Source organism: Streptomyces sp. WM6372 (assembly GCF_001279655.1).
Classification (GTDB): Bacteria; Actinomycetota; Actinomycetes; order Streptomycetales; family Streptomycetaceae; genus Streptomyces.
The window spans coordinates 52640-79567 of the sequence record NZ_LGDB01000185.1 but is presented as its reverse complement, the minus strand read 5'-3'; the positions used below and the strand labels follow the sequence as shown (position 1 = coordinate 79567).

Sequence of the window (26928 nt, the reverse complement as noted above, 5' to 3'; positions counted from 1 at the left end):
GCGGGGGCCCCGGGGGGGGGCCTGCTGGCGGGTGCGGTACGTACGGGCCCAGGTCCGGGGGGTGGCCGGTCAGGGGGGTCTGGGGGCCCGGGAGCGGCGGGAGAACCTCACGGGGGCGCTGGGGGTGTGCCGCGGGGGCGGGGCGTGGTTTCCGGCCGCCGCGCGGATCGTGCTGGTGGACGACTTGATCACCACCGGGGCGACGCTCGCGGAGGCGGCCCGGGCCCTGCGGGCGGCGTCGATCGGACCGGTGGCGGGGGCGGCCGTCGTCGCCGCTCCGGCAGGATCCTTCGTACGAAATCGGTCGACAACCCGTACAGAGCAACGCTCTTGTGAATAGATTTGGAACTCTCGGGGAAGGCGCATCGTTGCAGGTAGTAAGAGAGAACAGCCACCTGAACGGAGGTACGGTCCGGTAGCGGGTGCCGACAACCGGCATGGAGGGATATGTTCGGTTGTAAGGAACTGGCGAGTCCTGGCCACACGCACCGGATCGGGAGGTGAATGTCGCCAAGTCCGTGGCTCCGGTGTTCACCGGGGCCTGGTGCGAAAGGGAGACGCTTCGCCCCATGAGGCGGAGCTATCCGGGAACGGAGTTCTGCGTGGACATCGTCGTCAAGGGCCGCAAGACCGAGGTGCCCGAGCGGTTCCGCAAGCACGTGGCCGAGAAGCTGAATCCCGAGCGGATCCAGAAGCTCGACGCCAAGGTGATCAGCTTGGACGTCGAGGTGTCCAAGGAGCACAACCCGCGCCAGGCCGACCGTTCCGACCGCGTGGAGATCACCCTGCGTTCGCGGGGCCCCGTGGTCCGCGCCGAAGCCGCCGCCACCGACCCGTACGCGGCGCTCGACCTGGCACAGGAGAAGCTGGAGGCGCAGCTGCGCAAGCAGCACGACAAGCGCTACACGCGCCGTGGCAACGGCCGGCTCTCGGCGGCCGAGGTCGCCAATACGGTTCCCGGCGTGGCCCAGCTCAACGGCAGCGGCCAGCCGGTCACGGAGGAGCCGGGGGACGCGATCCCGACCACCCGGATCGGATCGCTGGAAGTACAGGGCGAAGGCCCGCTCATCGTCCGCGAGAAGACGCACTCCGCGGCACCCATGCCGCTCGACCAGGCGCTGTACGAAATGGAACTGGTCGGCCACGACTTCTACCTGTTCGTCGACTCCGACACCAAGATGCCGAGCGTCGTCTACCGGCGCCACGGCTATGACTACGGCGTGATCCACCTCAATGCCGACGAGGCCTCCAGCTCGGGCGAGCCCGGTTCGGGTGCGGGCGGGGCGCTCGGCGGCTGACGCCGCGTCCTGATTTTCGGTGAAGTGCCCCCGGGGACGCCGCGGCGTCCCCGGGGGCCTCTGTATGACTCGTATGCGCCAGGTGGCCGTCGCCGGCTCCCCGCCGGGTGGCGCGGGCATGGAATCATGGCGGGCAGTCAACCGGCTGGAGTTCCCGTCCGGTTGACCCGGCAGCTCGGTACATGCAGGGGGAGGAACGATGGCGGACACCTTCGGGCCGGTGCGCGGTGATGACGGCGGCGAGCCGATCCGGGTGCTCGTCGTCGACGACCACGCCCTGTTCCGGCGCGGACTGGAGATCGTCCTCGCGCAGGAGGAGGACATCCAGGTCGTCGGTGAGGCGGGGGACGGCGCGGAGGCGGTGGACAAGGCGGCGGACCTGCTGCCGGACATCGTGCTCATGGACGTGCGGATGCCCCGGCGCGGCGGGATCGAGGCGTGCACCTCGATCAAGGAGGTGGCCCCCTCCGCGAAGATCATCATGTTGACGATCAGCGACGAGGAGGCGGACCTCTACGACGCGATCAAGGCGGGCGCCACCGGGTACCTCCTGAAGGAGATCTCGACCGACGAGGTGGCGACGGCGATCCGCGCGGTGGCCGACGGGCAGTCGCAGATCAGCCCGTCGATGGCGTCGAAGCTCCTGACCGAGTTCAAGTCGATGATCCAGCGGACGGACGAGCGGCGGCTGGTGCCGGCGCCGAGGCTGACGGACCGCGAGCTCGAAGTGCTCAAGCTGGTGGCGACCGGCATGAACAACCGCGACATCGCGAAGGAGTTGTTCATCTCCGAGAACACCGTGAAGAACCACGTCCGCAACATCCTGGAGAAGCTCCAGCTGCACTCCAGGATGGAGGCCGTGGTCTACGCGATGCGGGAGAAGATCCTCGAAATCCGCTGAGGTCCGCCGAGGGCGAGGGCGAGGGCGAGGGCGGCCGCCCTCGGCCGCGGCCGGCTTCCGGTCGCCGGTCTCAGAGGGCGGCCAGTTCCGCCGTGACCGCGGCCGCCTGCTCGGGCGAGCCCGCGCGCTCGACGCGGACGGCGTCGCAGCCGACCCAGCCGGCCGCCTCGCGCAGCGCCTCGGCCATCGGGCGGGCCGCCTTGGGGGTGGTCAGGGAGAGCTGCCGGGCCACCAGGGTGGTGCCCTCACGGGCCGGGTCGACCCGGCCCTGGAGCCGTCCGCCCGCCAGCAGCGGCATCGCGAAGTACCCGTGTATCCGCTTGGGCTTGGGGACGTACGCCTCCAGCCGGTGCGTGAAGCCGAAGATCCGCTCCGTGCGGGGCCGGTCCCAGACGAGCGAGTCGAACGGGGAGAGCAGGGTGGTGCGGTGGCGGCCGCGGGGGGCCGTCGCCAGTGCGGCGGGGTCGGCCCAGGCCGGCTTGGACCAGCCCTCGACCTCGACGGGGACCAGCCCCGAGTCGGCGATCACCGCGTCGACCTGCTCGCCCTTGAGGCGGTGGTAGTCCGCGATGTCGGCGCGGGTGCCCACGCCCAGGCTCTGCCCGGCCAGCGCCACCAGGCGGCGCAGGCACTCGCGGTCGTCGAGGTCGTCGTGGAGCAGTGCGTCCGGGACCGCCCGCTCCGGCAGGTCGTAGACCCGCTTCCAGCCGCGGCGCTCGGCGCAGACCACCTCGCCGGTGTCCAGCAGCCACTCCACCGCGATCTTGGTTTCGGACCACTCGAACCACTCGCCGCCGTTCTTGGCGCCGCCCAGCTCGGTCGAGGTCAGCGGGCCGTCCGCCTTGAGGCGGTCCAGGACCGCCTGCGTCGAGCGCTCCTTGTCCTGGAGGACGTGCCACCGGTGGCCGCGGGCCCGGCGGGCCCGGCGCCGGAACGCGAAGTGCGGCCACTCCTCGATCGGCAGGATGCAGGCCGCGTGCGACCAGTACTCGAAAGCGTGCCGGTCCGACCAGTACGCCGACTCCACCGCGGGCCGGCCCACCGCGCCCAGGCGCGCGTACGGGATCAGCTCGTGCGAGCGGGCCAGCACGGAGATCGTGTCCAGCTGGACCGCGCCCAGGTGGCGCAGGACGCCCCGCACCCCGCCCCGGCGGTCGGGCGCCCCCAGGAAGCCCTGCGCGCGCAGGGCGATCCGGCGCGCGTCGTCGGCGGACAGGGACACGGAGGCGGCGAGGGTCATGGCCGCAGCCTAGGCGCCGCCACTGACAGCGGGCAGGTACGGCAGCGAGGGAGTCAGTCCGAGGTCCGCGGGGAGCAGGGCGCCCACCCAGGAGTCCCGCGCGGTGCCGCCGCGGAGCACCGCGGCCCGCAGTACGCCCTCGAAGCGGAAGCCGGTCTTCTCCGCGACGGCCCGGGAGCCCGCGTTGCCGACCTCCGCGCGCCATTCCAGCCGTACGGCGCCCACCTCGGTGAAGGCCCAGCGGGAGACGGCGGCGACGGCCTCGGCCATGTAGCCGCGGCCCCGGTGCTCCTTCGCCGCCCAGTAGCCGATCTCGTACGAGCCCTGCCCGCGCACGTGCACGCCGACGGCCGCGACCAGCGGACCGTCCGCCCCGAGGCGGACGGCGAAGCTGTACGCCGTGTCCTCGCGCCAGCCGGCCGGCACGGTCTCCAGGACGAAGCCGCGCGCGTGCTCGCGCGAGTAGGGGGAGGGGACCATCGTCCAGCGCTGGATCTCCGGGTCCTGCACCGCGCTGTACACCTCCTCCTCGTCCGCCGGGACGAAGGGGCGCAGATGCAGCCGGGCCGTGTTCAGTGTCGTGGGCTCCATGTACGGATTCTGCGCGGCCGGGGCGGGTCGGGCGAGCAGTTTTCGGGCAAGACGTGTCGGGGACCCCGGCACCTTCCAGGTACCTCGTACGTTCTCATTCAGGGCGCCCGTGCCCTGCGGGATACGGCGGGCCTCCCGGCGCGGCCGCGTCCTCGCTTACGATGGCCGTTGCGGTGGGGCCCACCCTCCGTGCCCGTGTACGAACCAGTGCCAGGCCCGACCGGCAAGGAGACAAACCTCGGTGTCCGTCTTCAACAAGCTCATGCGTGCAGGCGAAGGCAAGATCCTGCGCAAACTGCACCGCATCGCGGACCAGGTCAACTCCATCGAAGAGGACTTCGTCAACCTCTCCGACGCCGAGTTGCGGGCGCTCACGGACGAGTACAAGCAGCGCTACCAGGACGGCGAGAGCCTGGACGACCTGCTGCCCGAGGCGTTCGCGACCGTCCGTGAGGCCGCCAAGCGCGTCCTCGGCCAGCGGCACTACGACGTCCAGATCATGGGCGGTGCCGCGCTGCACCTCGGCTACGTCGCCGAGATGAAGACCGGTGAGGGCAAGACCCTCGTCGGCACGCTCCCCGCGTACCTGAACGCGCTGTCCGGCAAGGGCGTCCACCTGATCACGGTGAACGACTACCTGGCCGAGCGCGACTCCGAGATGATGGGCCGGGTGCACAAGTTCCTCGGTCTCGAGGTCGGCTGCATCCTGGCGAACATGTCCCCGGCCCAGCGCCGGGAGCAGTACGGCAGCGACATCACGTACGGCACGAACAACGAGTTCGGTTTCGACTACCTGCGCGACAACATGGCGTGGTCGCAGGACGAGCTCGTCCAGCGCGGCCACAACTTCGCCGTGGTCGACGAGGTCGACTCGATCCTGGTCGACGAGGCCCGTACCCCGCTGATCATCTCCGGCCCGGCCGACCAGGCCACGAAGTGGTACGCCGACTTCGCGAAGCTGGTCACCCGCCTGAAGAAGGGCGAGCCCGGCGAGCCCCTGAAGGGCATCGAGGAGACCGGCGACTACGAGGTCGACGAGAAGAAGCGCACCGTCGCCATCCACGAGGCCGGCGTCGCCAAGGTCGAGGACTGGCTCGGCATCGAGAACCTCTACGAGTCGGTGAACACCCCGCTCGTCGGCTACCTGAACAACGCCATCAAGGCGAAGGAACTGTTCAAGAAGGACAAGGACTACGTCGTCATCGACGGCGAAGTCATGATCGTTGACGAGCACACCGGCCGTATCCTCGCCGGCCGCCGCTACAACGAGGGCATGCACCAGGCGATCGAGGCGAAGGAAGGGGTGGACATCAAGGACGAGAACCAGACCCTCGCCACGATCACCCTCCAGAACTTCTTCCGCCTCTACTCCAAGCTGTCGGGCATGACCGGTACGGCCATGACCGAGGCCGCCGAGTTCCACCAGATCTACAAGCTCGGTGTCGTCCCGATCCCGACCAACCGCGACATGGTCCGCAAGGACCAGCCGGACCTGATCTACCGGACCGAGGTCGCGAAGTTCGCCGCCGTCGTCGACGACATCGCGGAGAAGCACGAGAAGGGCCAGCCGATCCTCGTCGGCACCACCTCGGTCGAGAAGTCCGAGTACCTCTCGCAGCAGCTCTCCAAGCGGGGCATCCCGCACGAGGTGCTCAACGCGAAGCAGCACGAGCGCGAGGCCTCGATCGTCGCCCAGGCCGGCCGCCGCGGCGCCGTCACGGTCGCCACGAACATGGCCGGCCGCGGTACCGACATCAAGCTCGGCGGCAACCCGGACGACCTGGCCGAGGCCGAGCTGCGCCAGCAGGGCCTGGACCCGGAAGAGCACATCGAGCAGTGGGCGCACGCGCTGCCCTCCGCGCTGGAGCGCGCCGAGGCGGCCGTGAAGGCCGAGTTCGAAGAGGTCAAGTCGCTCGGCGGGCTGTACGTGCTGGGCACCGAGCGGCACGAGTCGCGCCGCATCGACAACCAGCTGCGCGGCCGCTCCGGCCGTCAGGGCGACCCGGGCGAGTCCCGGTTCTACCTGTCGCTGGGCGACGACCTGATGCGCCTGTTCAAGGCGCAGATGGTGGAGCGCGTCATGTCGATGGCGAACGTGCCGGACGACGTGCCGATCGAGAACAAGATGGTGACGCGCGCGATCGCGTCGGCCCAGTCGCAGGTCGAGACCCAGAACTTCGAGACGCGCAAGAACGTCCTGAAGTACGACGAGGTCCTCAACAGCCAGCGCGAGGTCATCTACGGCGAGCGCCGCCGCGTCCTGGAGGGCGAGGACCTGCACGAGCAGGTGCGCTTCTTCATGGACGACACGATCGACGCGTACATCGCGGCCGAGACGGTCGAGGGCTTCGCGGAGGAGTGGGACCTGGACCGGCTGTGGGGCGCCTTCAAGCAGCTCTACCCGATCAAGGTCACGGTCGCCGAGCTGGAGGACGCGGCGGGCGACCGCGCGGGCATCACCGCCGAGTTCATCGCGGAGTCCGTCAAGGACGACATCCACGAGCAGTACGAGGAGCGCGAGAAGGCGCTGGGCTCCGACATCATGCGCGAGCTGGAGCGGCGCGTGGTCCTGTCGGTCCTGGACCGCAAGTGGCGCGAGCACCTGTACGAGATGGACTACCTCCAGGAGGGCATCGGCCTGCGGGCGATGGCCCAGAAGGACCCGCTGGTCGAGTACCAGCGCGAGGGCTTCGACATGTTCAACGCCATGATGGAGGGCATCAAGGAGGAGTCCGTCGGCTACCTGTTCAACCTGGAGGTCCAGGTCGAGCAGCAGGTCGAGGAGGTTCCGGTGCAGGACGCGGCGCCTTCGCTGACCAAGGAGCCGGCCGGGGCGCGTCCGGAGATCCGGGCCAAGGGCCTGGACGCCCCGCAGCGGCCGGACCGGCTGCACTTCTCGGCCCCGACGGTGGACGGGGAGGGCGGGGTCGTCGAGGGCGACTTCGACGCCGATGAGGCGGGCGACGGCATGACGCGTGCCGAGCGCCGCAAGGCTCAGAAGGCCGCGGGCGGCCGCCGCCGCAAGAAGTGACCCCCGCCCGTACGGGCACCCCCGCCGGGGCCGGACACCACACGGTGTCCGGCCCCGGCGCCGTTGTACGGGGCCGCACGGCCCGGGGCCGGAGGCTGGTGGGCCGGCCTGTGGGGGACCGGCCGGTGGGGGGCCGGTCACGTCAGGGGGTCCATTTCGATGGCCGCGCAGCGCCAGCGGAGGTCCGGTCCCTGTTCCAGGCGGAAGGCCATCGCCGAGACGCGGTCGCCCGTCGCGATGCGGGCGAAGGCCTCGATCACGCCCGGGCCGGGGTGGAAGCGGCCGCACTGGCGCAGGACCGGGCGGAGCCGGTCGCGCGTGGGGTCTCCCCAGCCCGAAGGGCGAGGGGAAGGGGCCGCGGGGGCCAGGGTGACCAGCTGGTCGTACGCCGGGCCGACCGTGTGGCCCAGCAGCGAGTGGACGGGGCGCTGGCCGCTGACCACCGCCAGCAGCCGTTCCGCGAACCAGTCGTGCGGGCCGCGCGGGGTGCGGGCCGCGGGGTGGGGGCGGCGCTGGTCGTGGCGGCCGGGGGGCCGGGTGGTGTTCCTGGTCATGGCGGTCGTCCCCGAGAAGTCCGGGCCCGGAGCGGTACCGGGCGGTAACTTGGTAGGGGACTTCTACGGTCCGTGACCACCCTCCGCAACGGCGCCCGCGGGGCCCGGGCGGGCCGGTCCGGTTCACCTATCCGGGTGGGTGCCGTGCCGCCCGGGGCCGGTCCCGGCGCCGGGCCGGGCGTGCGGTGGACGGAGTCCGGCCGCAGCCCGGCACCCCGAAGGGGGACCCCGGCCGTCACCCGCCGGAGTCCGGTCGCCCTCCGGAGCCGGGAAGGGGCCGGTACCGCGGGGAGGGCGCCGCGACCGGCGGGGCCGGTCGTATCCTGAGGGCGTTTCCGACTACCGAAAGCAGCCGGCCATGCGCGTGTACGTCCCCCTGACCCTCCCCGGGCTCGCCGAGGCGCACGAGGCGGGTGAGCTGGGCCCCGCCCCGCTGCGGGCGTACGCCGTCACGCCCGGGCTGCGGGAGTGGTACGTGTCGGACGACCTGGAGGAGCTGGAGTACGCGGCCCTCGGGCGGGCGGCCGCCGCTTCCCTGCGGATGCTCGCCGCGGAGGGGGGCGCCCCGCGCAAGCGCGTCGTCGTCGCCGTCGACGTGGACGACAAGGCCGCCGCCGCGACCCCCGGGGTCGACGAGGCCACTCTGGGCCAGGTGACGCTGGCCGCGGCCGTACGGCTCTCGGTGGCCGCCGCCGTGCACGTGGACGCCGATGACGCCCTGGGCGACGTGACGGCCGCCGCCGCGGCCCTGGAGGCCGCCGACGCCGGGGACGACGACGCGCAGTTCACGGTGGACGGCGCCGAGGACCACGAGCTGCTGTGGTTCGGCGTCCAGGAGATCCCGGGGCTGCTGAAGTGAGCGCTGCCGAAATGAGCACCGCGGCCGCCCCCGTCGCCCCGTTCCACCTGGTCTGGGACTGGAACGGCACGCTCCTGCACGACATCGACGCCGTCATCGCCGCCACCAACGCCTCCTTCGCGGAGTTCGGCTTCGCGCCGATCACGCTGGAGCGCTACCGCGAGCTGTACGTCGTACCGGTGCCGAAGTTCTACGAGCGGCTGATGGGCCGGCTGCCCACCGAAGCCGAGTGGGAGCACATGGACGAGACCTTCCACCGTCACTACTGGGCCGCGGCCGACGCCGCCGGACTGACCGAGGGGGCGCGCGAGCTCCTGCGCGACTGGCAGGCGGACGGGCGCACGCAGTCCTTGCTCTCCCTCGCGCCCCACGAGAAGCTCGTACCCCTCGTGAAGGCACACGGCATCGACCGCCACTTCCTGCGCGTCGACGGCCGGATCGGGCCCTCGCACACCAGCAAGGCAGGACATCTCGTACGCCACATGGCCGCTCTGGAGCAGACGGGCGTGACCGCCACCCGTACGGTCCTCGTGGGAGACGCCGTGGACGATGCCCTGGCGGCCCGGCACATCGGTGCGAAGGCCATCCTCTACACGGGCGGTTCGCACAGCCGGCGCAGTCTGGAATCGGCAGGGGTCGAGGTCGTCGACACGCTGGCAGAAGCCGTATCCGCTGCTCGCCGTCTGGCCGAATAAGTACGCCCAGAATATGCCCCCGTCACTGCGCACATCGTCAAAGTTCGAGACCTGCTTTTGTACAGATCCAGCGCGTGACGGACAGGGGGTCCGGCGAGATAGCCTGGTACCCGTGATCAGCGCGATAGTCATCGGAGGCGCCGCAGCCTCCGGCCTGCGCCCGGCGCACGACCGTGCCCGGGCCTTCGCTGATCCCTGCTGCCGGGAGCCTCAGCCGATCATGGCCAGTTCCCTCCCGGTCGGCTCTCACCACGGCACAGCGCCGATCCCCAGCGGTCACCCCGCGTCGCGGCGCCACGCCATTCCTTCCTTCACCTACGTCACGCAATGGCGCGCGACAGGAGCCAGAGGACATGCAGACCAAGCTGGACGAAGCAAAGGCCGAGCTGCTCGCGCGGGCGGCCCGGGTAGCTGAGCACAGCCCGGCCGGGGGGCTACTTCCGACTGGGTCCGAGCAGGGGGAGCGTCCCGACCGGGACACCACTCTCGCCTACCTCCAGCGCTACTACCTGCACACCGCCCCAGAGGACCTCCTGGACCGGGACCCGGTCGACGTGTTCGGGGCGGCGCTCTCGCACTACCGGCTCGCCGAGACCCGGCCGCAGGGCACCGCGAACGTGCGCGTGCACACCCCGACGGTCGAGGAGAACGGCTGGACCTCCAGCCACTCCGTCGTCGAGGTCGTCACCGACGACATGCCGTTCCTCGTGGACTCCGTGACGAACGAGCTGTCCCGGCAGAGCCGCGGCATCCACGTCGTGATCCACCCGCAGGTCGTCGTCCGCCGTGACGTCACCGGCAAGCTGATCGAGATCCTCGGTCCCGACTGCGACGCGCACGGCCCCAAGACCGCGCGCCCCCACGACTCCCTCGTCGAGTCCTGGATCCACGTCGAGACCGACCGCGAGACCGACCGCGCCGACCTCAAGCAGATCACCGACGACCTGCGCCGCGTCCTGTCGGACGTCCGCGAGTCCGTCGAGGACTGGGAGAAGATGCGCGACGCCGCGCTGCGCATCGCCGACGACATCCCGAACGAGCCGACCGCCACCGACCTGCGCGAGTACGAGCTCGAAGAGGCCCGCGAGCTGCTGCGCTGGCTCGCCGACGACCACTTCACCTTCCTCGGCTACCGCGAGTACAACCTCGTCGACGGTGACGCCCTGGCCGCCGTGCCCGGCACCGGCCTCGGCATCCTGCGCTCCGACCCGCACCACAGCGGCCAGGAGGACGACCACCCCGTCTCGCCGTCCTTCAACCGGCTGCCGGCCGACGCCCGCGCCAAGGCCCGCGAGCACCGCCTGCTGGTGCTGACCAAGGCCAACAGCCGCGCCACCGTGCACCGCCCCTCGTACCTCGACTACGTCGGCGTCAAGAAGTTCGACGCCGAGGGCAACGTCGTCGGCGAGCGCCGCTTCCTCGGCCTGTTCTCCTCCGCCGCGTACACCGAGTCGGTCCGCCGCGTCCCGGTGATCCGCCGCAAGGTCGCCGAGGTCCTCGAAGGCGCCGGCTTCTCGCCGAACAGCCACGACGGCCGCGACCTGCTCCAGATCCTGGAGACCTACCCGCGCGACGAGCTGTTCCAGACCCCGGTCGACAAGCTCCGCGAGATCGCCACCTCCGTCCTGTACCTCCAGGAACGCCGCCGGCTGCGGCTGTACCTGCGCCAGGACGAGTACGGGCGCTACTACTCGGCGCTCGTCTACCTGCCGCGCGACCGCTACACCACCGGCGTGCGGCTGCGCCTGATCGCGATCCTCCAGGAGGAGCTCGACGGCAGCAGCGTCGACTTCACCGCCTGGAACACCGAGTCGATCCTGGCCCGCATCCACTTCGTCATCCGCGTCCCGCAGGGCAAGGAGCTGCCCGTCCTGACGGACGGCGACGTCGAGCGCATCGAGGCCCGCCTCGTCGAGGCCGCCCGCTCCTGGGCCGACGGCTTCGCCGACGCCCTGGTCGCCGAGGTGGGCGAGGAGCGCGCCGCCGAGCTGCTGCGCAAGTACGGCACCTCCTTCCCCGAGGGCTACAAGGCCGACCACAAGCCGCGCGCGGCCGTGGCCGACCTCTGCCACCTGGAGCGGCTCTCCGCCAGCGACCGGGAGTTCGCCCTCTCGCTGTACGAGCCGGTCGGCGCGGGCCCCGGCGAGCGCCGGTTCAAGATCTACCGCACCGGTGAGCAGGTCTCGCTGTCCGCCGTCCTGCCCGTGCTCCAGCGCCTGGGCGTCGAGGTCACTGACGAGCGCCCGTACGAGCTGCGCTGCAGCGACCGCACCAACGCGTGGATCTACGACTTCGGTCTGCGGATGCCGCTTCCCGCCGGGAACGGCGACGCCTACCTCGGCGACGACGCCCGCGAGCGCTTCCAGGACGCCTTCGCCGCGGTCTGGCAGGGCGACGCCGAGAACGACAACTTCAACACCCTGGTGCTGTCCGCCGGGCTCACCTGGCGCCAGGCCGTGGTGCTGCGCGCGTACGCCAAGTACCTGCGCCAGGCCGGCGTGAACTTCAGCCAGGACTACATGGAGGACACCCTCCGCAACAACGTCCACACCACCCGGCTGCTGGTCTCGCTCTTCGAGGCCCGGATGTCGCCCGGCCGCCAGTCCGCCGGCACCGAGCTCATCGACGCCATGCTGGAGGAGCTGGCCGGGGCCCTGGACCAGGTCGCCTCGCTCGACGAGGACCGGATCCTGCGGTCCTTCCTCACCCTCATCAACGCGACCCTGCGCACGAACTTCTTCCAGCTCAACGACGCGGGCGAGCAGCACTCCTACGTGTCGATGAAGTTCGACCCGCAGGCCATCCCGGAGCTCCCGGCGCCCCGCCCGGCGTACGAGATCTGGGTGTACTCCCCGCGCGTCGAGGGCGTCCACCTGCGCTTCGGCAAGGTCGCCCGAGGCGGTCTGCGCTGGTCCGACCGCCGTGAGGACTTCCGTACGGAGATCCTCGGCCTGGTCAAGGCGCAGATGGTCAAGAACACCGTCATCGTGCCGGTCGGCGCCAAGGGCGGCTTCGTCGCCAAGAACCTGCCGGACCCGTCCGTGGACCGCGACGCCTGGCTCGCCGAGGGCATCGCCTCGTACAAGATCTTCATCTCGGCGCTGCTCGACATCACCGACAACATGGTCGGCGGCGAGGTCGTGCCGCCGAACGGCGTGGTCCGCCACGACGAGGACGACACCTACCTCGTCGTCGCCGCCGACAAGGGCACCGCGACCTTCTCCGACATCGCCAACGGCGTCGCCGAGGCGTACGGGTTCTGGCTGGGCGACGCGTTCGCCTCGGGCGGCTCGGCCGGCTACGACCACAAGGGCATGGGCATCACCGCCCGCGGCGCCTGGGAGTCCGTCAAGCGGCACTTCCGCGAGCTGGGCCACGACACCCAGACCGAGGACTTCACCGTCGTCGGCGTCGGCGACATGTCCGGCGACGTGTTCGGCAACGGCATGCTGCTCTCCGAGCACATCCGCCTGGTCGCCGCCTTCGACCACCGGCACATCTTCATCGACCCGACCCCGGACGCGGCGACCTCGTACGCCGAGCGCCGGCGCCTGTTCGAGCTGCCGCGCTCCTCGTGGGCCGACTACGACGCGGAACTGCTCTCCGCGGGCGGCGGGGTGCACCCGCGCAGTGCCAAGGCCATCCCGGTCAACGCGCAGATGCGCGCGGCCCTCGGCATCGAGGCGGGCGTCACCAAGATGACCCCCGCCGAGCTGATGCAGACCATCCTCCAGGCCCCCGTGGACCTGGTGTGGAACGGCGGCATCGGCACGTACGTCAAGGCGTCGACCGAGACGCACACCGACGTCGGCGACAAGGCCAACGACGCCATCCGCGTCAACGGCGCGGACGTCCGGGCCAAGGTCATCGGCGAGGGCGGCAACCTGGGCCTGACCCAGCTCGGCCGGATCGAGTTCGCCCGGATCGGCGCCGGCGGCGAAGGCGGCAAGGTCAACACCGACGCCATCGACAACAGCGCGGGCGTGGACACCTCCGACCACGAGGTGAACATCAAGATCCTGCTGAACGCGGTCGTCGCGGACGGGGACATGACCGTCAAGCAGCGCAACAAGCTGCTGGCGGAGATGACCGACGAGGTCGGCCACCTGGTGCTGCGCAACAACTACGCGCAGAACGTGGCCCTCGCCAACGGCATCGCCCAGGCCCCCAGCCTGCTCCACGCGCAGCAGCGCTTCATGCGCCGCCTGGAGGCGGCCGGACGGCTGGACCGGGGCATCGAGTTCCTGCCCACCGACCGGCAGATCCGCGAGCTGCTGGGCGCCGGCAAGGGCCTGACCCAGCCGGAGCTGGCCGTCCTGTTCGCCTACACCAAGATCACGGTGGCGGACGAGCTCATCGCCACCGAGCTGCCGGACGACCCGTACCTGCGCCGCCTGCTGCACGCGTACTTCCCGGGCGCCCTGCGCGCGAAGTTCCCGGAGCAGATCGACGCGCACGCGCTGCGCCGCGAGATCATCACGACGCTGCTGGTCAACGACACCGTCAACACCGGTGGTTCGACCTTCCTGCACCGCCTGCGCGAGGAGAGCGGAGCCTCCACGGAGGAGATCGTCCGGGCGCAGCTCGCGGCCCGCGAGATCTTCGGCCTGGCCCAGGTGTGGGACGCGGTCGAGTCGCTGGACAACAAGGTCGCGGCCGACGTCCAGACCCGGGTGCGGCTGCACTCGCGGCGCCTGGTCGAGCGCGGTACCCGCTGGCTGCTGAACAACCGGCCGCAGCCGCTCCAGATCACCGAGACCATCGAGCTGTTCTCCGACCGGGTCGCCGAGGTCTGGGCCGAGCTGCCCAAGCTGGTGCGCGGCGCGGACCTGGAGTGGTACCAGTCGATCATGGACGAGCTGATCGGCGAGGGCGTTCCGGAGGAGCTGGCGGCCAAGGTCGCGGGATTCTCCTCGGCCTTCCCGACGCTCGACATCGTCGCGATCTCGGACCGCACCGGCGTCAACCCGCTGGACGTCGCCGAGGTGTACTACGACCTCGCCGACCGCCTGGACATCACCCAGCTGATGGACCGGATCATCGAGCTGCCGCGGGCCGACCGCTGGCAGTCGATGGCCCGCGCCTCCATCCGCGAGGACCTGTTCGCGGCGCACGCGGCGCTGACCGCCGACGTGCTGGCGGTGGGCAACGGCGACTCGTCTCCCGAGGACCGCTTCAAGTCGTGGGAGGACAAGAACGCGGCGATCATCAGCCGGGCCCGGACGACCCTGGACGAGATCCGGGGCTCGGACGACTTCGACCTGGCGAACCTGTCGGTCGCGATGCGGACGATGCGTTCGCTGCTGAGGGCGCACGCGTAGTCCCTGCGGGGCAGTGACGGCGCAGTGACGGAAGAAGGGCGGCCCGGGCTTCGGCCCGGGCCGCCCTTCGGCGTCCGTGGTGCGCCGGTGTGACGGAAGCGGGCCCGGGACCTGGTGGTCCCGGGCCCGCCCGTTCTCCCCTGCGCGTGCGACTCCGTCAGCGGCCCGAAGTGAACCTCTCGTACGCGTCGCAGACCTCGGCGGCGGGGCCGTCCATGCGCAGCACGCCGGACTCCAGCCAGATCGCGCGGTCGCAGGTCTCGCGGACCGTGCCGATGCTGTGGCTGACGAGGAAGACGGTGCCGGCCTGCTCGCGGAGCTCCTCGATCCGGGCCTGGCTGCGGCGCTGGAAGGCGGCGTCGCCGGTGGCGAGGGCCTCGTCGATCATGAGTACGTCGTGGTCCTTGGCGGCGGCGATGGAGAAGCGCAGCCGGGCCCCCATGCCGGAGGAGTACGTCCGCATGGGCAGGGAGATGAAGTCGCCCTTCTCGTTGATGCCGGAGAAGTCGACGATGCCCTGGTAGCGCTCGCGGATCTGCTGCTTGGACATGCCCATCGCGAGGCCGCCGAGGACCACGTTGCGCTCGCCGGTCAGATCGTTCATCAGGGCCGCGTTCACGCCGAGGAGCGAGGGCTGGCCGTGGGAGTAGATCTTGCCGCGGGCCACGGGCTGGAGGCCGGCGATCGCGGCGAGCAGGGTGGACTTGCCGGAGCCGTTGGAGCCGATCAGGCCGATGGCCTCGCCCTTGTACGCGACGAAGGTGACGCCCTTGACGGCGTGCACCTCGCGGATGCCGGGGGCGGGCTTGCGGGAGAAGATGCGGCTGAGGGCGGCGGTGGCGCCGCCCTTGCGGCCGCCGGCGCCGTGCACCTTGTAGACGACGTGGACCTCGTCGGCGATGACGGTGGGGACGCGCGTGTCGTGGGGGTCGCGGGGGTCGGGGAGCGCCGCGGCCGGCGTGGTCGCGGGCGCGGGGGTGGGGGCGCCTGCGGGTGTGGTTTTGGTGTCAGCCACGGCCGTACTCCTCCTCAGCCTTCCAGAAGTAGATGAATCCGCCGACGCCGGCGAGCAGGGCCCAGCCGAGGGCGATGGCCCACACGTGGTGCGGGAGCGCGTGCGGGTCGAAGCTGTCGATCAGCGCGTAGCGCATCAGGTCGATGTAGACGGCCGCGGGGTTGGTCTTGAGCACGACGGTGACCCAGTGCGCGAGGTGGTCCTTCTTGAGCATCGAGTCGATGGACCACATGACCCCGGACGAGTACATCCACGTGCGCAGGATGAACGGCATCAGCTGGCTGACGTCCGGGCTCTTGCTGCCGATGCGGGCCATGACCAGGGCGACACCGGCGCAGAAGACGGCCATCAGGGCCAGGGCGGGCGCGGCCGTCAGCCACTTGAGGGTCGGGGTCTGGCCGCAGGCGAGCAGCAGGAGGACGAGCGCGCCCATGGTGACCAGCAGCTGCTGGAACAGCTGGACGACCGTGGACAGGGGCAGGCTGGCGCGCGGGAAGTGCAGGGCGCGGACCAGGCCGAGGTTGCTGTGGACGGCGCGGGTGGAGGCGTTGATGGAGCTGCCGATGAAGTCCCAGACGAAGACGCCGGTGATCAGGAACGGGATGTAGTCCGGGACGTCGTGGCTGGCGTTCAGGACGATGCCGAAGATGAAGTAGTAGACGGCCGCGTTGAGCAGCGGGGTCACCAGGTGCCAGACCTGGCCCAGCTTGGCCGTGCTGTACGTGGCGTGCATCCGGGCGGTGGCGTACGCGGTCACGAAGTGGCGCCGGCCCCAGAGCCGGCGCACGTAGCTCGGGAGCGAGGGGCGTGCGCCGCTGACGGTCAGGCCGTGGGCCGCCGCCAGGTCGGCGAGCACGGCCGATGTGGTCACCGGCTCGGCGGGGTGGGTGGTCACTGTCACGGGGGTCGCTTTCGACGGGGGTCGGGCGTCGGCTGGCGATGGGACGGGTCCGTATCGTCGCTACGGCGAGATTAGGGGTCGGTGCGACGGAACGCAACCGTATCGTCGTGACGGGAGGGTGGCGGCGTGCGCGGCTATGCTCGGTGCATGAACGCCACGGACCCCGCCACCGAAACCGCCCCCGCCGACCCCGCCCCGGCGTCCGCCGCCTCCGCCCGGCGGGCCCCCGCCGGGGCCGCCGTCCTGCGCGAGGACGTGACGGAGGCGATCCGGGCCGCGGTACTGGAGGAACTGGCCGCGGTCGGGTTCTCGCGGATGTCGATCGAGGGGATCGCGCGCCGGGCGGGCGTCGGCAAGACGGCCGTGTACCGGCGCTGGAAGTCGAAGCTGCACCTGGTGCTGGACCTGGTGGGGGCCTTCGCCGTGGATGGCCTGCCGGTACCGGCGACGGGCTCCCTGTACGGGGACGTACGGGCCCTGCTGGAGGTGATGTCACACGTGCTGCGGCATCCGGTGGCCTCGGCGGTGATCCCGGACCTGCTGGTGGAGGCCGCGCGGAACCCGGAGATCGCGGATGCCGTGCGCGGCGCGCTGCTCGAAGGGGAGCGGCGGATGGCGGAGGGGATCGTCTCGGAGGCCGTCTCGCGCGGCGAGCTGGCCGAGGGCACGGATCCGGGACGGGCGCTGGACCTGGCGATCGGGCCGCTGTACTGGCGGCAGGTGGTCGTGCGGGACGCCGTCCCGGCGGGGTACCTCGATGACCTGGCCAGGTCGGTCGTGGCCGGCCTGACCGCCACCTCCGGCTGACGGCGCCACCGAAGCGGCCTACGGCCAGAGGCTCGCGGTCAGGGTGGGTTCCCGGGCGGGGGCCGGGGCCGTCGGGGCGGGGGCCCGGTCCTCCAGGGGGATGACCGGGGGGACCGCCGCCGACTGGTTCAGAAAGACGTGGCGGACCACGCGCTCCGCCGCGTGGCCGTCGTCGTACGAGCAGAACCGGGAGCGGAACGCCGCGCGCAGCTGCGCCGAGCGCGAGCCCTGCCAGTGGCCCGTCGTGAAGATGTCGACCAGCTCGTCCTGGGTGCGGGCGATCGCCCCCGGCGGGCAGGCCCGCAGGTCGAAGTAGGTGCCGCGGGCGGCCTCGTACGCCTCCCAGTCGTCCGCGTGGATCACGATCGGCCGGTCCAGCGCCGCGTAGTCGAACATCAGCGACGAGTAGTCCGTCACCAACGCGTCCGACGCCAGGCAGAGTTCCTCCACCGACGGGTACGCGGAGACGTCGACCAGGCGCGGGTGGCGCACCGGCCGTCCCGGCGCGTCCGCGTACGTCAGGTGCGTACGCGTCAGGATCGTGAAGCGCGGGCCCAGATCCCGCAGCACCCGCTCGAAGTCCAGGTGTTCGGGCCGGCTGCGCCGGTAGTCGCGGTGGGTCGGCGCGTACAGGACCGCCGTCGAGCCGAGCGGGATGCCGAGGCGTTCGCGCAGCGCCACCACGTCGTCCAGGGTGGCCCGGTGGAAGGCGTCGTTGCGCGGGTAGCCGTACTCCAGCGTGGTGTACGAGGACGGGATCGCCTTCTCCCACACCAGGGTGGAGTGGCGGTTCGCGGACAGCAGGTAGTCCCACTGGTCCGCCCCGCGCAGCAAGCCCGCGAAATCCGTCGTCGGGGTGGCCGCCGGCCGGTCCTGGAGGTCCAGGCCGACCCGCTTGAGCGGGGTGCCGTGCTGGGTCTGGAGCAGGACCTGCCCCGGCCGCTTGACCAGGGCGCGCTCGAAGTTGACGTTCGTGGTGAGGTACGTGGCCCTGGCCAGCGCCGTCCAGTACGCCGCCGAGCCCGGGCGGAGCACGGCCGTCTGCGCCGGGAGCGTCGCCGCGTGCCGCGGATCGCAGATCCACGCCGTCCGCATCCGGGGCGCGAGCTCGCGCAGCTTGGCCTCGATGGCCGCCGGGTTGCAGGCGTAACCGCCGTGCCAGTACGCGGAGAACACCGCCAGCTCCGGGCGCAGCGGCAGGAGCCGCTGGCCGCGGTAGTGCAGCCGCAGCGCGCTCTCGCGCAGGCCCCGCCCCAGCGACGTCCCGGCGCGCCCCGCCGCCAGCACGGCCGAGCGGAGCACCGACAGCGTGCGGTAGGTACGGCGCACGCCGAGCCGCATCAGCAGGTGCCGGATCCGGTCGGTGCGCGACAGCGACAGCGGGGGCGAACCGACGGGCCGGTAGCGGCGCAGCAGCGCGGAAGCCCGCTGGAAGAACTCGGCCCGGCAGGCGCGCGGGAGGCGGCGCGGGTCGGCGTACAGGGCGCAGAAGTGCTCGGCCATCCGACGGTGCACGGTGGGGCGCCAGCGCTCCAGCTCGGGGCGGGTGCCCAGGTAGCCGAAGACCCGGTCGTACTGGTCGAAGATGTCCAGGTGGCGGGGGCTGGTGGTGGTCAGGATCGAGCCGGTGCGCCGCTGGCGGTAGTGCACGCACACCCGGTCCAGGACGGCGACGGACTCGGCGGCCAGCAGCGCCGGGTAGGTCCAGGGGGTGTCCTCGTAGAAGCCGGGCGGGAACTCCAGGCCCTCGCGCTCCGCGTACTCGCGGCGGTACGCCTTGTTCCACACGACCATGAGCATGCCGAGCAGGGCCGGGCGGTCGGCGAGCCGGAAGCTGGCCGGACCCTCCTCGGACAGCCGGTGCGCGAGCCGGTTGCGCACGAGCTCCCCGGTCCAGAAGATGCGCGCGTAGTCGTAGACGAGGACGTCCGGGGAGCCGGTGTCCTTGAGCCGGTCGGTGATGGCCTGGAGGGCGCCGGGGGCGAGGGTGTCGTCTCCGTCGAGGAAGATCAGGTAGTCGCCGCTCGCCCGGGCCAGACCCGCGTTGCGGGCCGGGCCCAGGCCGAGGTTGTGCGCCAGGTGCACGGCGGTCACCCGGGGGTCCCGGGTCGCGTACTCGTCGATGATCGAACCGCAGGCGTCCGGCGAGGCGTCATCCACCGCGATCAGTTCCAGGTCCGGGAAGGACTGGGACAGGACCGAGTCCAGACTCTCCTGGAGGTACGCCTGAACCTTGTACGCGGGCACGATGACGCTGAACCGGGGCACGGCACATCCAGGGGTCGGCGCGGGCATATGGCCAAGGAACCCCCGGCGTGGCGTTCGGGTTACGCAGCGTGTGGCATTCGGGTTACCCAGCGTCAACGCCGCACGTCAACAGGCGTGTCCGTGCGCCCTACTTGATCGCTCCCGCCATCACCCCCGAGACGAACTGCCGCTGGAAGGCGAAGAAGACGACCAGCGGGACGACCATCGACAGGAACGCGCCCGGGGCCAGTACGTCGATGTTGTTGCCGAACTGCCGTACCTGCTGCTGGAGGGCGACGGTGATCGGCGGGTTCGCCGAGTCCGCGAACACCAGCGCGACCAGCATGTCGTTCCACACCCACAGGAACTGGAAGATGCCGAGCGAGGCGATCGCCGGAGCGCCCAGCGGCAGCACCACCCGGGCGAACAGCCGCAGTTCGCCCGCACCGTCGAGGCGGGCCGCCTCCAGCAGCTCGCGCGGGATCTGCGCGAAGAAGTTGCGCAGCAGGAAGATGGCGAACGGCAGCCCGAACGCGGTGTGGAACAGGACCACTCCGGCCGTGGTCTCGAACAGCCCGATGGCGCCGAAGAGTTCCGAGACCGGGATCAGCGCCACCTGTACGGGGACGACGAGCAGTCCGACCACGATCAGGAACAGCCAGTCCCGTCCCGGGAACTCCAGCCAGGCGAAGGCGTATCCGGCGAACGAGCCCAGGGCCACCACCAGCAGGGTCGCCGGGACCGTGATGGCCACCGTGCTGAGCAGGGCGCTCGTGATCGTGTCGTTGGCCAGCAGCCGCTCGTAGTTGTCGGACGTCAGCCGGGCCGGGGCGGTCAGCGCCTGCCACCAGCCGCCCTTGTTCAGGTCGGTGGGGGAGAGGAAGGAGGAGATCAGCAGCCCGAGGGTCGGCACCAGCCAGAACAGCGCGGCCAGGACCAGGAACACGCGGACGGCCCCGGCCGCCGCCCCGGCGGCGAGCCGGCCCGCCCGGGCACCGGCACGTGCGGCGGTACGGGCACCGGCACGTGCCCCCGGGCGGGCCTGCGCGGCGGCGCTCATCGGGCCCCCTCCTTCCGCAGCCTGCGGATGTTGTAGAGCATGACCGGGACCACCAGCGCCAGCAGCAGCACCGCGATGGCGCTGCCGAGCCCCGGATCGGCGTCGGTGCCGAAGGAGGTGCGGTACAGCTGGAGGGCCAGGACGTTCGCGTCGTCCTGCACCGAGCCCGGCGCGATCACGAAGACCAGGTCGAAGATCTTCATCACGTTGATGACGAGGGTGACGAGGACCACCGCCAGCACGGGCGCCAGCATCGGCACGGTGACCCGGCGGAACACCTGCCACTCGTTCGCCCCGTCCACCCGCGCCGCCTCCAGCAGCTCCCGCGGTACGGCGGCCAGCCCGGCCCCGATCAGCACCATCGCGAAACCGGCCCACATCCAGACGTACGCCCCGATGATCGCCGGCGTCACCAGGGTCGGGCCGAGCCACTCCACCCCCGAGTACGCCTCGCGGAAGTTCGACGCGGGCAGCCGCAGCAGCGCCCCGTCGGCCTTCGCGGACAGGGTGAAGGTGCCGTCCGCCCGGGCCGTCGCCGAGTCGACCACCCGGCCGTCCTTGACCGCCTCGACCCGGATCCCGGCCAGCCCCGACTCGCTCGGGTCGACCGCGTTCGTACGGCCGCCCCCGCCCCGGGTGAAGTCCTGCCAGGCCGTCCCGGTGACCTTGCCGGGCTCGGCGGGCGCGGCCCGGGCCGTACGGGTCCCCGCGGGCAGGTCCTCCGGGGCCACGCCGACCAGCGGGAGCAGCACCGGCACACCCGCCCGTACGGGATCACGGGTGGTGAAGCCGCCCGCGTCGGACCCCGCGGCCGGGACCAGCGGGGAGTCGCGGCCGGGGCGGGCCTTCGGGAAGGCCGAGGACTCCGCGAAGGTGTCGTGCACCCCGACCCAGACCGCGTTGGCGATGCCCCGGTCGGGATCGTGGTCGTACACCAGCCGGAAGATGATGCCGGCCGCCAGCATCGAGATGGCCATCGGCATGAAGACGAGCAGCTTGAACGCCGTGCCCCAGCGCACGCGTTCGGTGAGCACCGCGAAGATCAGGCCGAGGGCGGTGGCCGTGGTCGGGGCCAGCACCACCCACAGCGCCGTGTTCCTCAGGGCCGTGCGGATCGTGTCGTCGTGCAGGATCTGCGTGTAGTTGGCGCCGCCCACGAAGGTGTCGCCGGTGCGGTCGAAGAAGCTGCGGTAGAGGGAGTAGCCGATCGGGTGGACGACGAGTGCGCCGAGCAGCACCAGGGCGGGCAGGAGGAACGCCGCCGCGACGAGCCGGCGGCGCCGGGTCTCCGCGGCCCGTGCCGTTCCGGTCGCCCTGGTGGCCCTGGTGGGCGCGGCCTTGGTGGGTGTGGTGGCCTTGGCTGCCACGGGATCAGTTCCCGTAGGCCTTGGCCGCGTCCGCCTCCAGTCTGGCCTGGGTGCCCGCCACGTCCGACGGGTTCGCCAGGAAGTCCTGGAGCGCCTTCCACTCGCCGGCGCCGGGGGTCCCGCCGAACGCCGCCGGGGCCTGGTCCGACATGTCGAAGCGGAAGTCGTCGCCCGCCGCGATCAGGGCCTTGGCGATGTCCCGCTGGATGGGGTTCGGATAGGCGGCCGGATTCACCGCCTTGTTCGGGGAGATGAACCCGCCCTCGCGGGCCTGGATCTCCGCCGCGTCCGGGGACGCCAGGAAGGTCAGCAGCGCCTGCGCGCCCTTCGACGGCTTCAGCGCGACCGCCACGTCACCGCCCGAGATGACGGGCGGCTTGGCGCCGACCGCCGGGAAGTCGAAGACGAGGGCGTCCTCGCCCACCTTCGCCTCCGTCTGCGCGATGTTCACCGCCACGAAGTCGCCCTCGAAGACCATCGCGGCCGCCGGGCGGTCGCCGCCGGTGAACGTCTGCGTCACCGACTTCGGGAACTCGGTGGCCAGCGCCCCGCTCGCCCCGCCCGCCAGGAAGTCCTTGCGCCCGAACAGCTCGCCGAGCGTGGTCAGCGCCTGCTTGACGCTGTCGTCCGTCCACTTGATCTCGTGCTTGGCCAGCTGGTCGTACTTCTGCGGACCCGCCTGGGAGAGGTAGACGTTCTCGAACCAGTCGGTGAGCGTCCAGCCGTCCGCGCCGGCCACCGACACCGCCGGGGTGCCGGAGGCGGAGAGGGTGTCGGCCGCCTCCACCAGTTCCTTCCACGTCTTCGGGGGCTGGACCCCCGCCGCCTTGAAGGCCTTCGCGTTGTACCAGATCAGCGACTTGTTGGCGGCCTTGTAGTACACGCCGTACTGGGTGCCGTCGACCGCGCCCAGCTTCTTCCAGCCGTCCGCGTAGTTCGCGTCGAGCTGCGCCTTGGCCTCCGGGCCGACCGGCTGCACCCACTTGTTCTGCACGGCCGCGGTCAGGGCCCCGACCTGCGGGAGCAGCGCCACGTCCGGCGGCTGGCCGCCCGCGATCTTCGTACCGAGGAAGGTGACGATCGGGTCCTGGGCCGGGACGAAGGTGACCGTGGCACCCGTCCGCTTCTCGAACTCCTTCAGGACCTTCGTGAAGTTCGCCTGCTCCGGACCCGTCCAGACCGCCGCGACCTCCAGCTTCTCGCCGGTCAGCTTCGGTAATGCGACCGGCGGCCGGGCCTGCGGGGACGACTCCCCGCCCTGCGGCGGGTCGGCCTTCTTCTCCCCGCCGTCCCCGCAGCCGCCGAGGGCCAGCGCGCCCGCGGCCGCGAGGGCCGTCCAGGCGGCGGCACGGCTCCTTCTCCGGCCGCCCGTACGGCTACGGTTCTTCGTACGGCTCGTTCCCTGCCTTCGCATGGCTCTGCCCCCGATGCCCGTGGTGTGCCCGTGGTGTGACTCGTCCCACAAGGTCTACGCCGAGCCGCGCACCCCCGCAATACCGCGTCGGACCGCCGCGCGGCGTTTGCGGGCCGTCTCAGGGGGAGGGCGGGAACAGCACGGGTATCGCCGAGACCAGGTGCGAGGCCCGGTCCAGGGCGCTCGCCAGCAGCGCCAGGTCGGTGGGGCCGTTGCCCAACTCGCGCACGGGCCGGCGGGCCGGGGGATCACCCATCCGCTCCCATTCCACCGGCACCACGGTCGGCCGCTGCGTCGCCGTCCGGGGGATCCGGCCGGTCACCCGGCCGCCCTGGAACGGGACCGTCCGCCCGTCGGCGTGGCGCAGCCGGCCGCGGCCGGGGCCCGGCTGGTCGGGAGCGTCCAGCTCGATCCGCAGCGGGTTCGTACGGGCCAGCTCGGTGTCGGCCGTACGGTCGGGGCGGGCGCTGGTGGCCACCAGGTGCACCCCGAGCCGGGCGCCGTCGCGGGCCACCGCCTCCAGCGCCCGTACGACGGACCCGGCGGCGGGGCGGCCCGTACTGCCGAGCCCCGGCGCGACCAGCGCGTCGAAGTCGTCCACCAGCACCACCAGACGGGGCAGCGGGCTCGGCCCCGCCGGGTCGGTGCGCACGGCGGAGGCGCGCAGCCGGAGCGTGCCGGTGCGCTGCGGGTCGAGGTCGCCGAGCGCCTCGCCGGGGCTGGGCTGGCGGGGCGCCACCATCCGGTCGGAGACCTCCCGCCGGGCGTGCCACTCGGCGAACGGGACCCCCTCCAGGAGCTCGGCCCGGCGCTTCAGCTCGGAGCCGAGGGCCTGGGCGAACTCCCGCATGCGGACGGGGTCGGAGGCGACGAGGTGGGCGGAGACGTGCGGGAGCTCGGTGCAGGGCTGGAGCCCGTCGCCGCGCTCGCCGCCGGCCCCGTCGAGGAGGAGCAGCCCGAGCCGGTCGGGCCGGGCGGCCGCGGCGAGCGAGGCCGCCACCGAGCGCAGCAGCTCCGTACGACCGCTGCCTGCGGGCCCCTCGATCAGCAGGTGCGGGCCGTCCTGGACCAGCTCGGCGCCGACCGGGCCGCGCCGGCCGCTGCCGAGCACGAGCTCGGCCCGGCCGCCGACGCCCTGCCCCTGGTCGGTGGCGGCCGCCCAACGGGCCATCAGGGAGGCCGGGGTGGCCCGGGCGAGGCCCAACTCGTCGAGCAGGCGGGCGGTGGTGGGGAGCGCGGCGGCGAGGGCCGGGCGGGGCCCGGCGGGGGAGGGCTCGGCCCGCAGCGGCGCCAGAGCCCGGGCGAAGCGCTCGGCCCAGGCGGCGGAGACGGCGTCGGCGGTGGCGGTGGTTCCGGGCGGGGACGGCTTGCCGCCGGTCACCGTGAACGCCCGCACGGTGGTGGCCACATCACCGCTGAGCAGGGCGGCGGCGCCGCAGCCGCGGAAGGCGGGGTTGCTCGCGCAGGCGGCCTCGTACGTCTCCGTGAGCGGGGAGGCGGGCGTGGCGGGCGGCGTCTCGGCGAGCACGAGGAGGTGGATCCCGGCGGCCGGGCCGTGGGCGATGAGCCGGCCGGTGATGTCGTGCAGCGCGCCGGAGCCGGGATCGCCGTCGATGACGAGGAGCGTGTACGGGCCCTGGTGGGCCTCGCCGGCGGGGCTCCCGCCGACGCCGCCGACGGGGCTCTCGTCGAGGCGGCGGGTCAGCTCGGCGGTGCGGGCGGCGGCCTGGTCGCGGTCGTACGCGAGGAGCAGCCGGCAGTCCTGGCCGTGCGCGGGCCGTACGTGCGGCAGCCAGCCGAGCCAGCCCCAGTCGGCGCGCCGCTCGGCGAGGCCGCGGGCGCGGTCGGCGGCGAGGAGCACGATCTCCAGCTCGCCCGGCCCGTGCAGGCCGGCGAGCTGGGCGACGACGGACCGGGCGACCCCGGTCAGCCGGGCGCGGGGCCCGGCGATGCCGAGCGAGCCGACCTCCTGGAACGCGACCCGGCTCCCGGCCCCGAGCCCGACGTCGAGCCGCCCCCGGCCACGGGACCAGAGCCGCCGGGTGGGCCCCAGCGCGGCGAGCAGCAGTGCGGCCGGATCATCGGCGTCGGGCGCGGCGGCCACGACGGCTTCGGCGGCGGCACTCCCGTACCCGGGGCCCTCGTCCCCCCGCACCCACTTCCGGGCCCAGGCCCCGAGCCCCCGCTTCCGCGCCCGCTGCCCGCCGCCGCTGCCGCCCTCGGCCAGGCCCGCCCCGGGCGCCCCGATCCGCATGCCGCCATCCGAAACGACCCCGGCGCCGCCGGACCCGACCCCCCGCCTCCCGGACCCCGATCCGGCCGCGCCGCTCTCGCTGCCCGTGCCGGGTACCGCCCCGGTTGCACCGGCCTCCGTGCCCCTACGGGGTGCGGCTGCGCCGCCCCATCCGGCCCCGGCTGCGCCGGGCGCCGAGCCCGAGCCTGCCGCGGCCGCGCTGTTCCATCCGGCTCCGCCGGTACGACCGGCCCCGGCTGCGCCGGCGTCGGGTTCGGCGGTCCACCCGGCGCCCGAGGCGCCGGGGTGGGACGGCGAACCCGCGTCGGGGCGCAGCCCCGGGCGGTGCTCGTCGGGGTCGGGGGCGGAGCCCCCGTTTCGGGAAGGGGCGGGGTGGGGGAACGACCCCTGCGCGCCGCCGGGCCCACCGCTCCACCCCGCGCCGGAGGCGCCCGCGGCACCGGGCCCCCGGCCGGAGCCGGCTCCCCGACGCCCGTCGCCCTCGCCGGTCCACCCCGCGCCGGGACCGGCCTCGCCGTGGTGCCCAGGGCCAAGGCCCGCGCCGGGACCGGCCTCGCCGTGGTGCCCAGGGCCAAGGCCCGCGCCGGGACCGGCCTCGCCGGGGTGACGCGTGCCCGGGCCGGCCTCGCCGGGGCGGACCGCGCCGGCACCGGGCGCCCGGCCCGAGCCGGCCTCGCCGTAGTGCCCGGCGGCAGAGCCGGTACCGGGGTCGGCCGGGAGGGACAGGTGGCCCTCCAGGTCCGGGACCACCCGCAGGGGGGCCGGGGTGTCGGGGGCCAGGCGGAGCGTCGATTCGCCGATGCGGAGCAGCGCCCCCGGCACCAGCGGCACCGGCCGCGCGCCCACCACGGCGCCGTCCACCGTCGTGCCGTTCGTCGAGTCCAGGTCGGCCACGGCCACCCGCCCGTCCGGCATCACCGTCACGGCGCAGTGCAGCCGCGAGACGTCCGGATCGTCCAGCGGGACGTCCGCGTCGGCCGAGCGCCCGATCCGGATCGCCCCCGGGTGCAGCAGGTGCACCCCGCCCGCGTCCGGCCCCGCCACGACGTGCAGCTGCGCGCCGTCCGTCCCGTCCGGCAGGACGTCCCCGTCCGGCAGGACGCCCGGCACCGGCGCGTGCAGCCCCAGCACCGCCCCGTCCACCAGCGGCGGCTCCCCGAGCACCCGCCGCTGGAGGTCGAGCCGCTCCGTACCGGCGTACAGCACGACCGTGCCGCCGGTGTCGGGGCCGCCGACGGTCGCCGCCAGCCCGGAGGCCACGGCGGCGAGCGCGGTGCCCACGGGCGCGGTGACGAGCACGTCACAGCCGGCGGGCGCGGTCTGGTGGCCGCTGCGCGACCCAAGGACGGTCAGCCGGATCTGCATCGCCGTCA

Annotated in this window: 17 protein-coding genes and 1 pseudogene; 8 read left to right on the top strand and 10 right to left on the bottom strand. The window is 72.7% G+C overall.

The features are described from left to right. The 3 genes and pseudogenes from ADK52_RS44520 to ADK52_RS19220 all read left to right on the top strand — a co-directional run. A pseudogene (locus ADK52_RS44520) lies at positions 1-340 on the top strand (phosphoribosyltransferase family protein); the annotation flags it as partial. Positions 341-602: 262 nt separating this feature from the next. Next, positions 603-1298, top strand: a complete 696-nt coding sequence (gene hpf / locus ADK52_RS19225; RefSeq protein ID WP_053691064.1) for a ribosome hibernation-promoting factor, HPF/YfiA family — start codon at positions 603-605, stop codon at positions 1296-1298. 199 nt (positions 1299-1497) lie between these two features. Further along, the gene (locus ADK52_RS19220) at positions 1498-2199 is read left to right on the top strand and encodes a response regulator (protein ID WP_053691063.1); all 702 of its coding nucleotides are present in this window, start codon (positions 1498-1500) and stop codon (positions 2197-2199) included. Between the two features lie 70 nt (positions 2200-2269). Here the strand turns inward: ADK52_RS19220 and ADK52_RS19215 are convergent, their stop codons facing one another. Both ADK52_RS19215 and ADK52_RS19210 read right to left on the bottom strand, forming a co-directional pair. Beyond that, on the bottom strand, positions 2270-3439 hold the full coding sequence (locus ADK52_RS19215) for a winged helix-turn-helix domain-containing protein (protein ID WP_053691062.1): 1170 nt from the start codon (positions 3437-3439) through the stop codon (positions 2270-2272). A gap of 9 nt (positions 3440-3448) precedes the next feature. Next, positions 3449-4030 (bottom strand): GNAT family N-acetyltransferase, encoded by a 582-nt coding sequence (locus ADK52_RS19210; protein WP_053691061.1) that lies wholly within the window; start codon positions 4028-4030, stop codon positions 3449-3451. A gap of 241 nt (positions 4031-4271) precedes the next feature. On the opposite strand from ADK52_RS19210, the gene secA reads away from it, so the two are divergent. Beyond that, positions 4272-7061 (top strand): preprotein translocase subunit SecA, encoded by a 2790-nt coding sequence (secA, locus tag ADK52_RS19205; protein WP_030161383.1) that lies wholly within the window; start codon positions 4272-4274, stop codon positions 7059-7061. Between the two features lie 137 nt (positions 7062-7198). Here secA and ADK52_RS19200 read toward each other — a convergent pair whose 3' ends face one another. Continuing rightward, positions 7199-7615: an Rv3235 family protein gene (locus tag ADK52_RS19200; RefSeq protein ID WP_053691060.1), complete on the bottom strand. Its 417-nt coding sequence runs from the start codon at positions 7613-7615 to the stop codon at positions 7199-7201. 358 nt (positions 7616-7973) lie between these two features. Between ADK52_RS19200 and ADK52_RS19195 the strand changes: the two genes are divergently transcribed. The 3 genes from ADK52_RS19195 to ADK52_RS19185 all read left to right on the top strand — a co-directional run bounded on the left by ADK52_RS19195 (position 7974) and on the right by ADK52_RS19185 (position 14490). Further along, complete coding sequence (locus tag ADK52_RS19195; RefSeq protein WP_053691059.1) at positions 7974-8474, top strand: DUF6912 family protein; 501 nt, start codon at positions 7974-7976, stop codon at positions 8472-8474. A gap of 11 nt (positions 8475-8485) precedes the next feature. Further along, positions 8486-9169 carry an HAD family hydrolase gene (locus tag ADK52_RS19190; RefSeq protein ID WP_053691058.1) on the top strand — a complete coding sequence of 228 codons (684 nt, stop codon included), beginning with the start codon at positions 8486-8488 and terminating at the stop codon, positions 9167-9169. A gap of 353 nt (positions 9170-9522) precedes the next feature. Next, complete coding sequence (locus ADK52_RS19185; protein WP_053691057.1) at positions 9523-14490, top strand: NAD-glutamate dehydrogenase; 4968 nt, start codon at positions 9523-9525, stop codon at positions 14488-14490. Between the two features lie 157 nt (positions 14491-14647). On the opposite strand, the gene ADK52_RS19180 is transcribed toward ADK52_RS19185, so the two are convergent. Together ADK52_RS19180 and ADK52_RS19175 are read right to left on the bottom strand one after the other, a co-directional pair. After that, positions 14648-15391 carry an ABC transporter ATP-binding protein gene (locus ADK52_RS19180; RefSeq protein ID WP_053691074.1) on the bottom strand — a complete coding sequence of 248 codons (744 nt, stop codon included), beginning with the start codon at positions 15389-15391 and terminating at the stop codon, positions 14648-14650. A gap of 106 nt (positions 15392-15497) precedes the next feature. After that, positions 15498-16406, bottom strand: coding sequence for an ABC transporter permease (locus ADK52_RS19175; protein WP_053691056.1), 909 nt, complete (start codon positions 16404-16406; stop codon positions 15498-15500). Between the two features lie 147 nt (positions 16407-16553). Here ADK52_RS19175 and ADK52_RS19170 point away from each other — a divergent pair, with 147 nt between their 5' ends. After that, positions 16554-17213 carry a TetR/AcrR family transcriptional regulator gene (locus ADK52_RS19170; protein ID WP_078988449.1) on the top strand — a complete coding sequence of 220 codons (660 nt, stop codon included), beginning with the start codon at positions 16554-16556 and terminating at the stop codon, positions 17211-17213. 18 nt (positions 17214-17231) lie between these two features. Here ADK52_RS19170 and ADK52_RS19165 read toward each other — a convergent pair whose 3' ends face one another. The 5 genes from ADK52_RS19165 to ADK52_RS19145 all read right to left on the bottom strand — a co-directional run bounded on the left by ADK52_RS19165 (position 17232) and on the right by ADK52_RS19145 (position 26920). Then, positions 17232-19481 carry a bifunctional glycosyltransferase/CDP-glycerol:glycerophosphate glycerophosphotransferase gene (locus ADK52_RS19165; protein ID WP_078988448.1) on the bottom strand — a complete coding sequence of 750 codons (2250 nt, stop codon included), beginning with the start codon at positions 19479-19481 and terminating at the stop codon, positions 17232-17234. 127 nt (positions 19482-19608) lie between these two features. Then, positions 19609-20520, bottom strand: coding sequence for a carbohydrate ABC transporter permease (locus ADK52_RS19160; RefSeq protein ID WP_053691054.1), 912 nt, complete (start codon positions 20518-20520; stop codon positions 19609-19611). Then, positions 20517-21887, bottom strand: coding sequence for a carbohydrate ABC transporter permease (locus ADK52_RS19155; RefSeq protein ID WP_078988447.1), 1371 nt, complete (start codon positions 21885-21887; stop codon positions 20517-20519). The genes ADK52_RS19160 and ADK52_RS19155 overlap by 4 nt, the downstream gene beginning before the upstream one ends. A gap of 4 nt (positions 21888-21891) precedes the next feature. After that, positions 21892-23301 (bottom strand): ABC transporter substrate-binding protein, encoded by a 1410-nt coding sequence (locus ADK52_RS19150; RefSeq protein ID WP_078988446.1) that lies wholly within the window; start codon positions 23299-23301, stop codon positions 21892-21894. A 118-nt stretch (positions 23302-23419) separates the two neighbouring features. Continuing rightward, positions 23420-26920, bottom strand: a complete 3501-nt coding sequence (locus ADK52_RS19145) for an FHA domain-containing protein (RefSeq protein ID WP_053691053.1) — start codon at positions 26918-26920, stop codon at positions 23420-23422. Positions 26921-26928 lie beyond the last annotated feature (8 nt).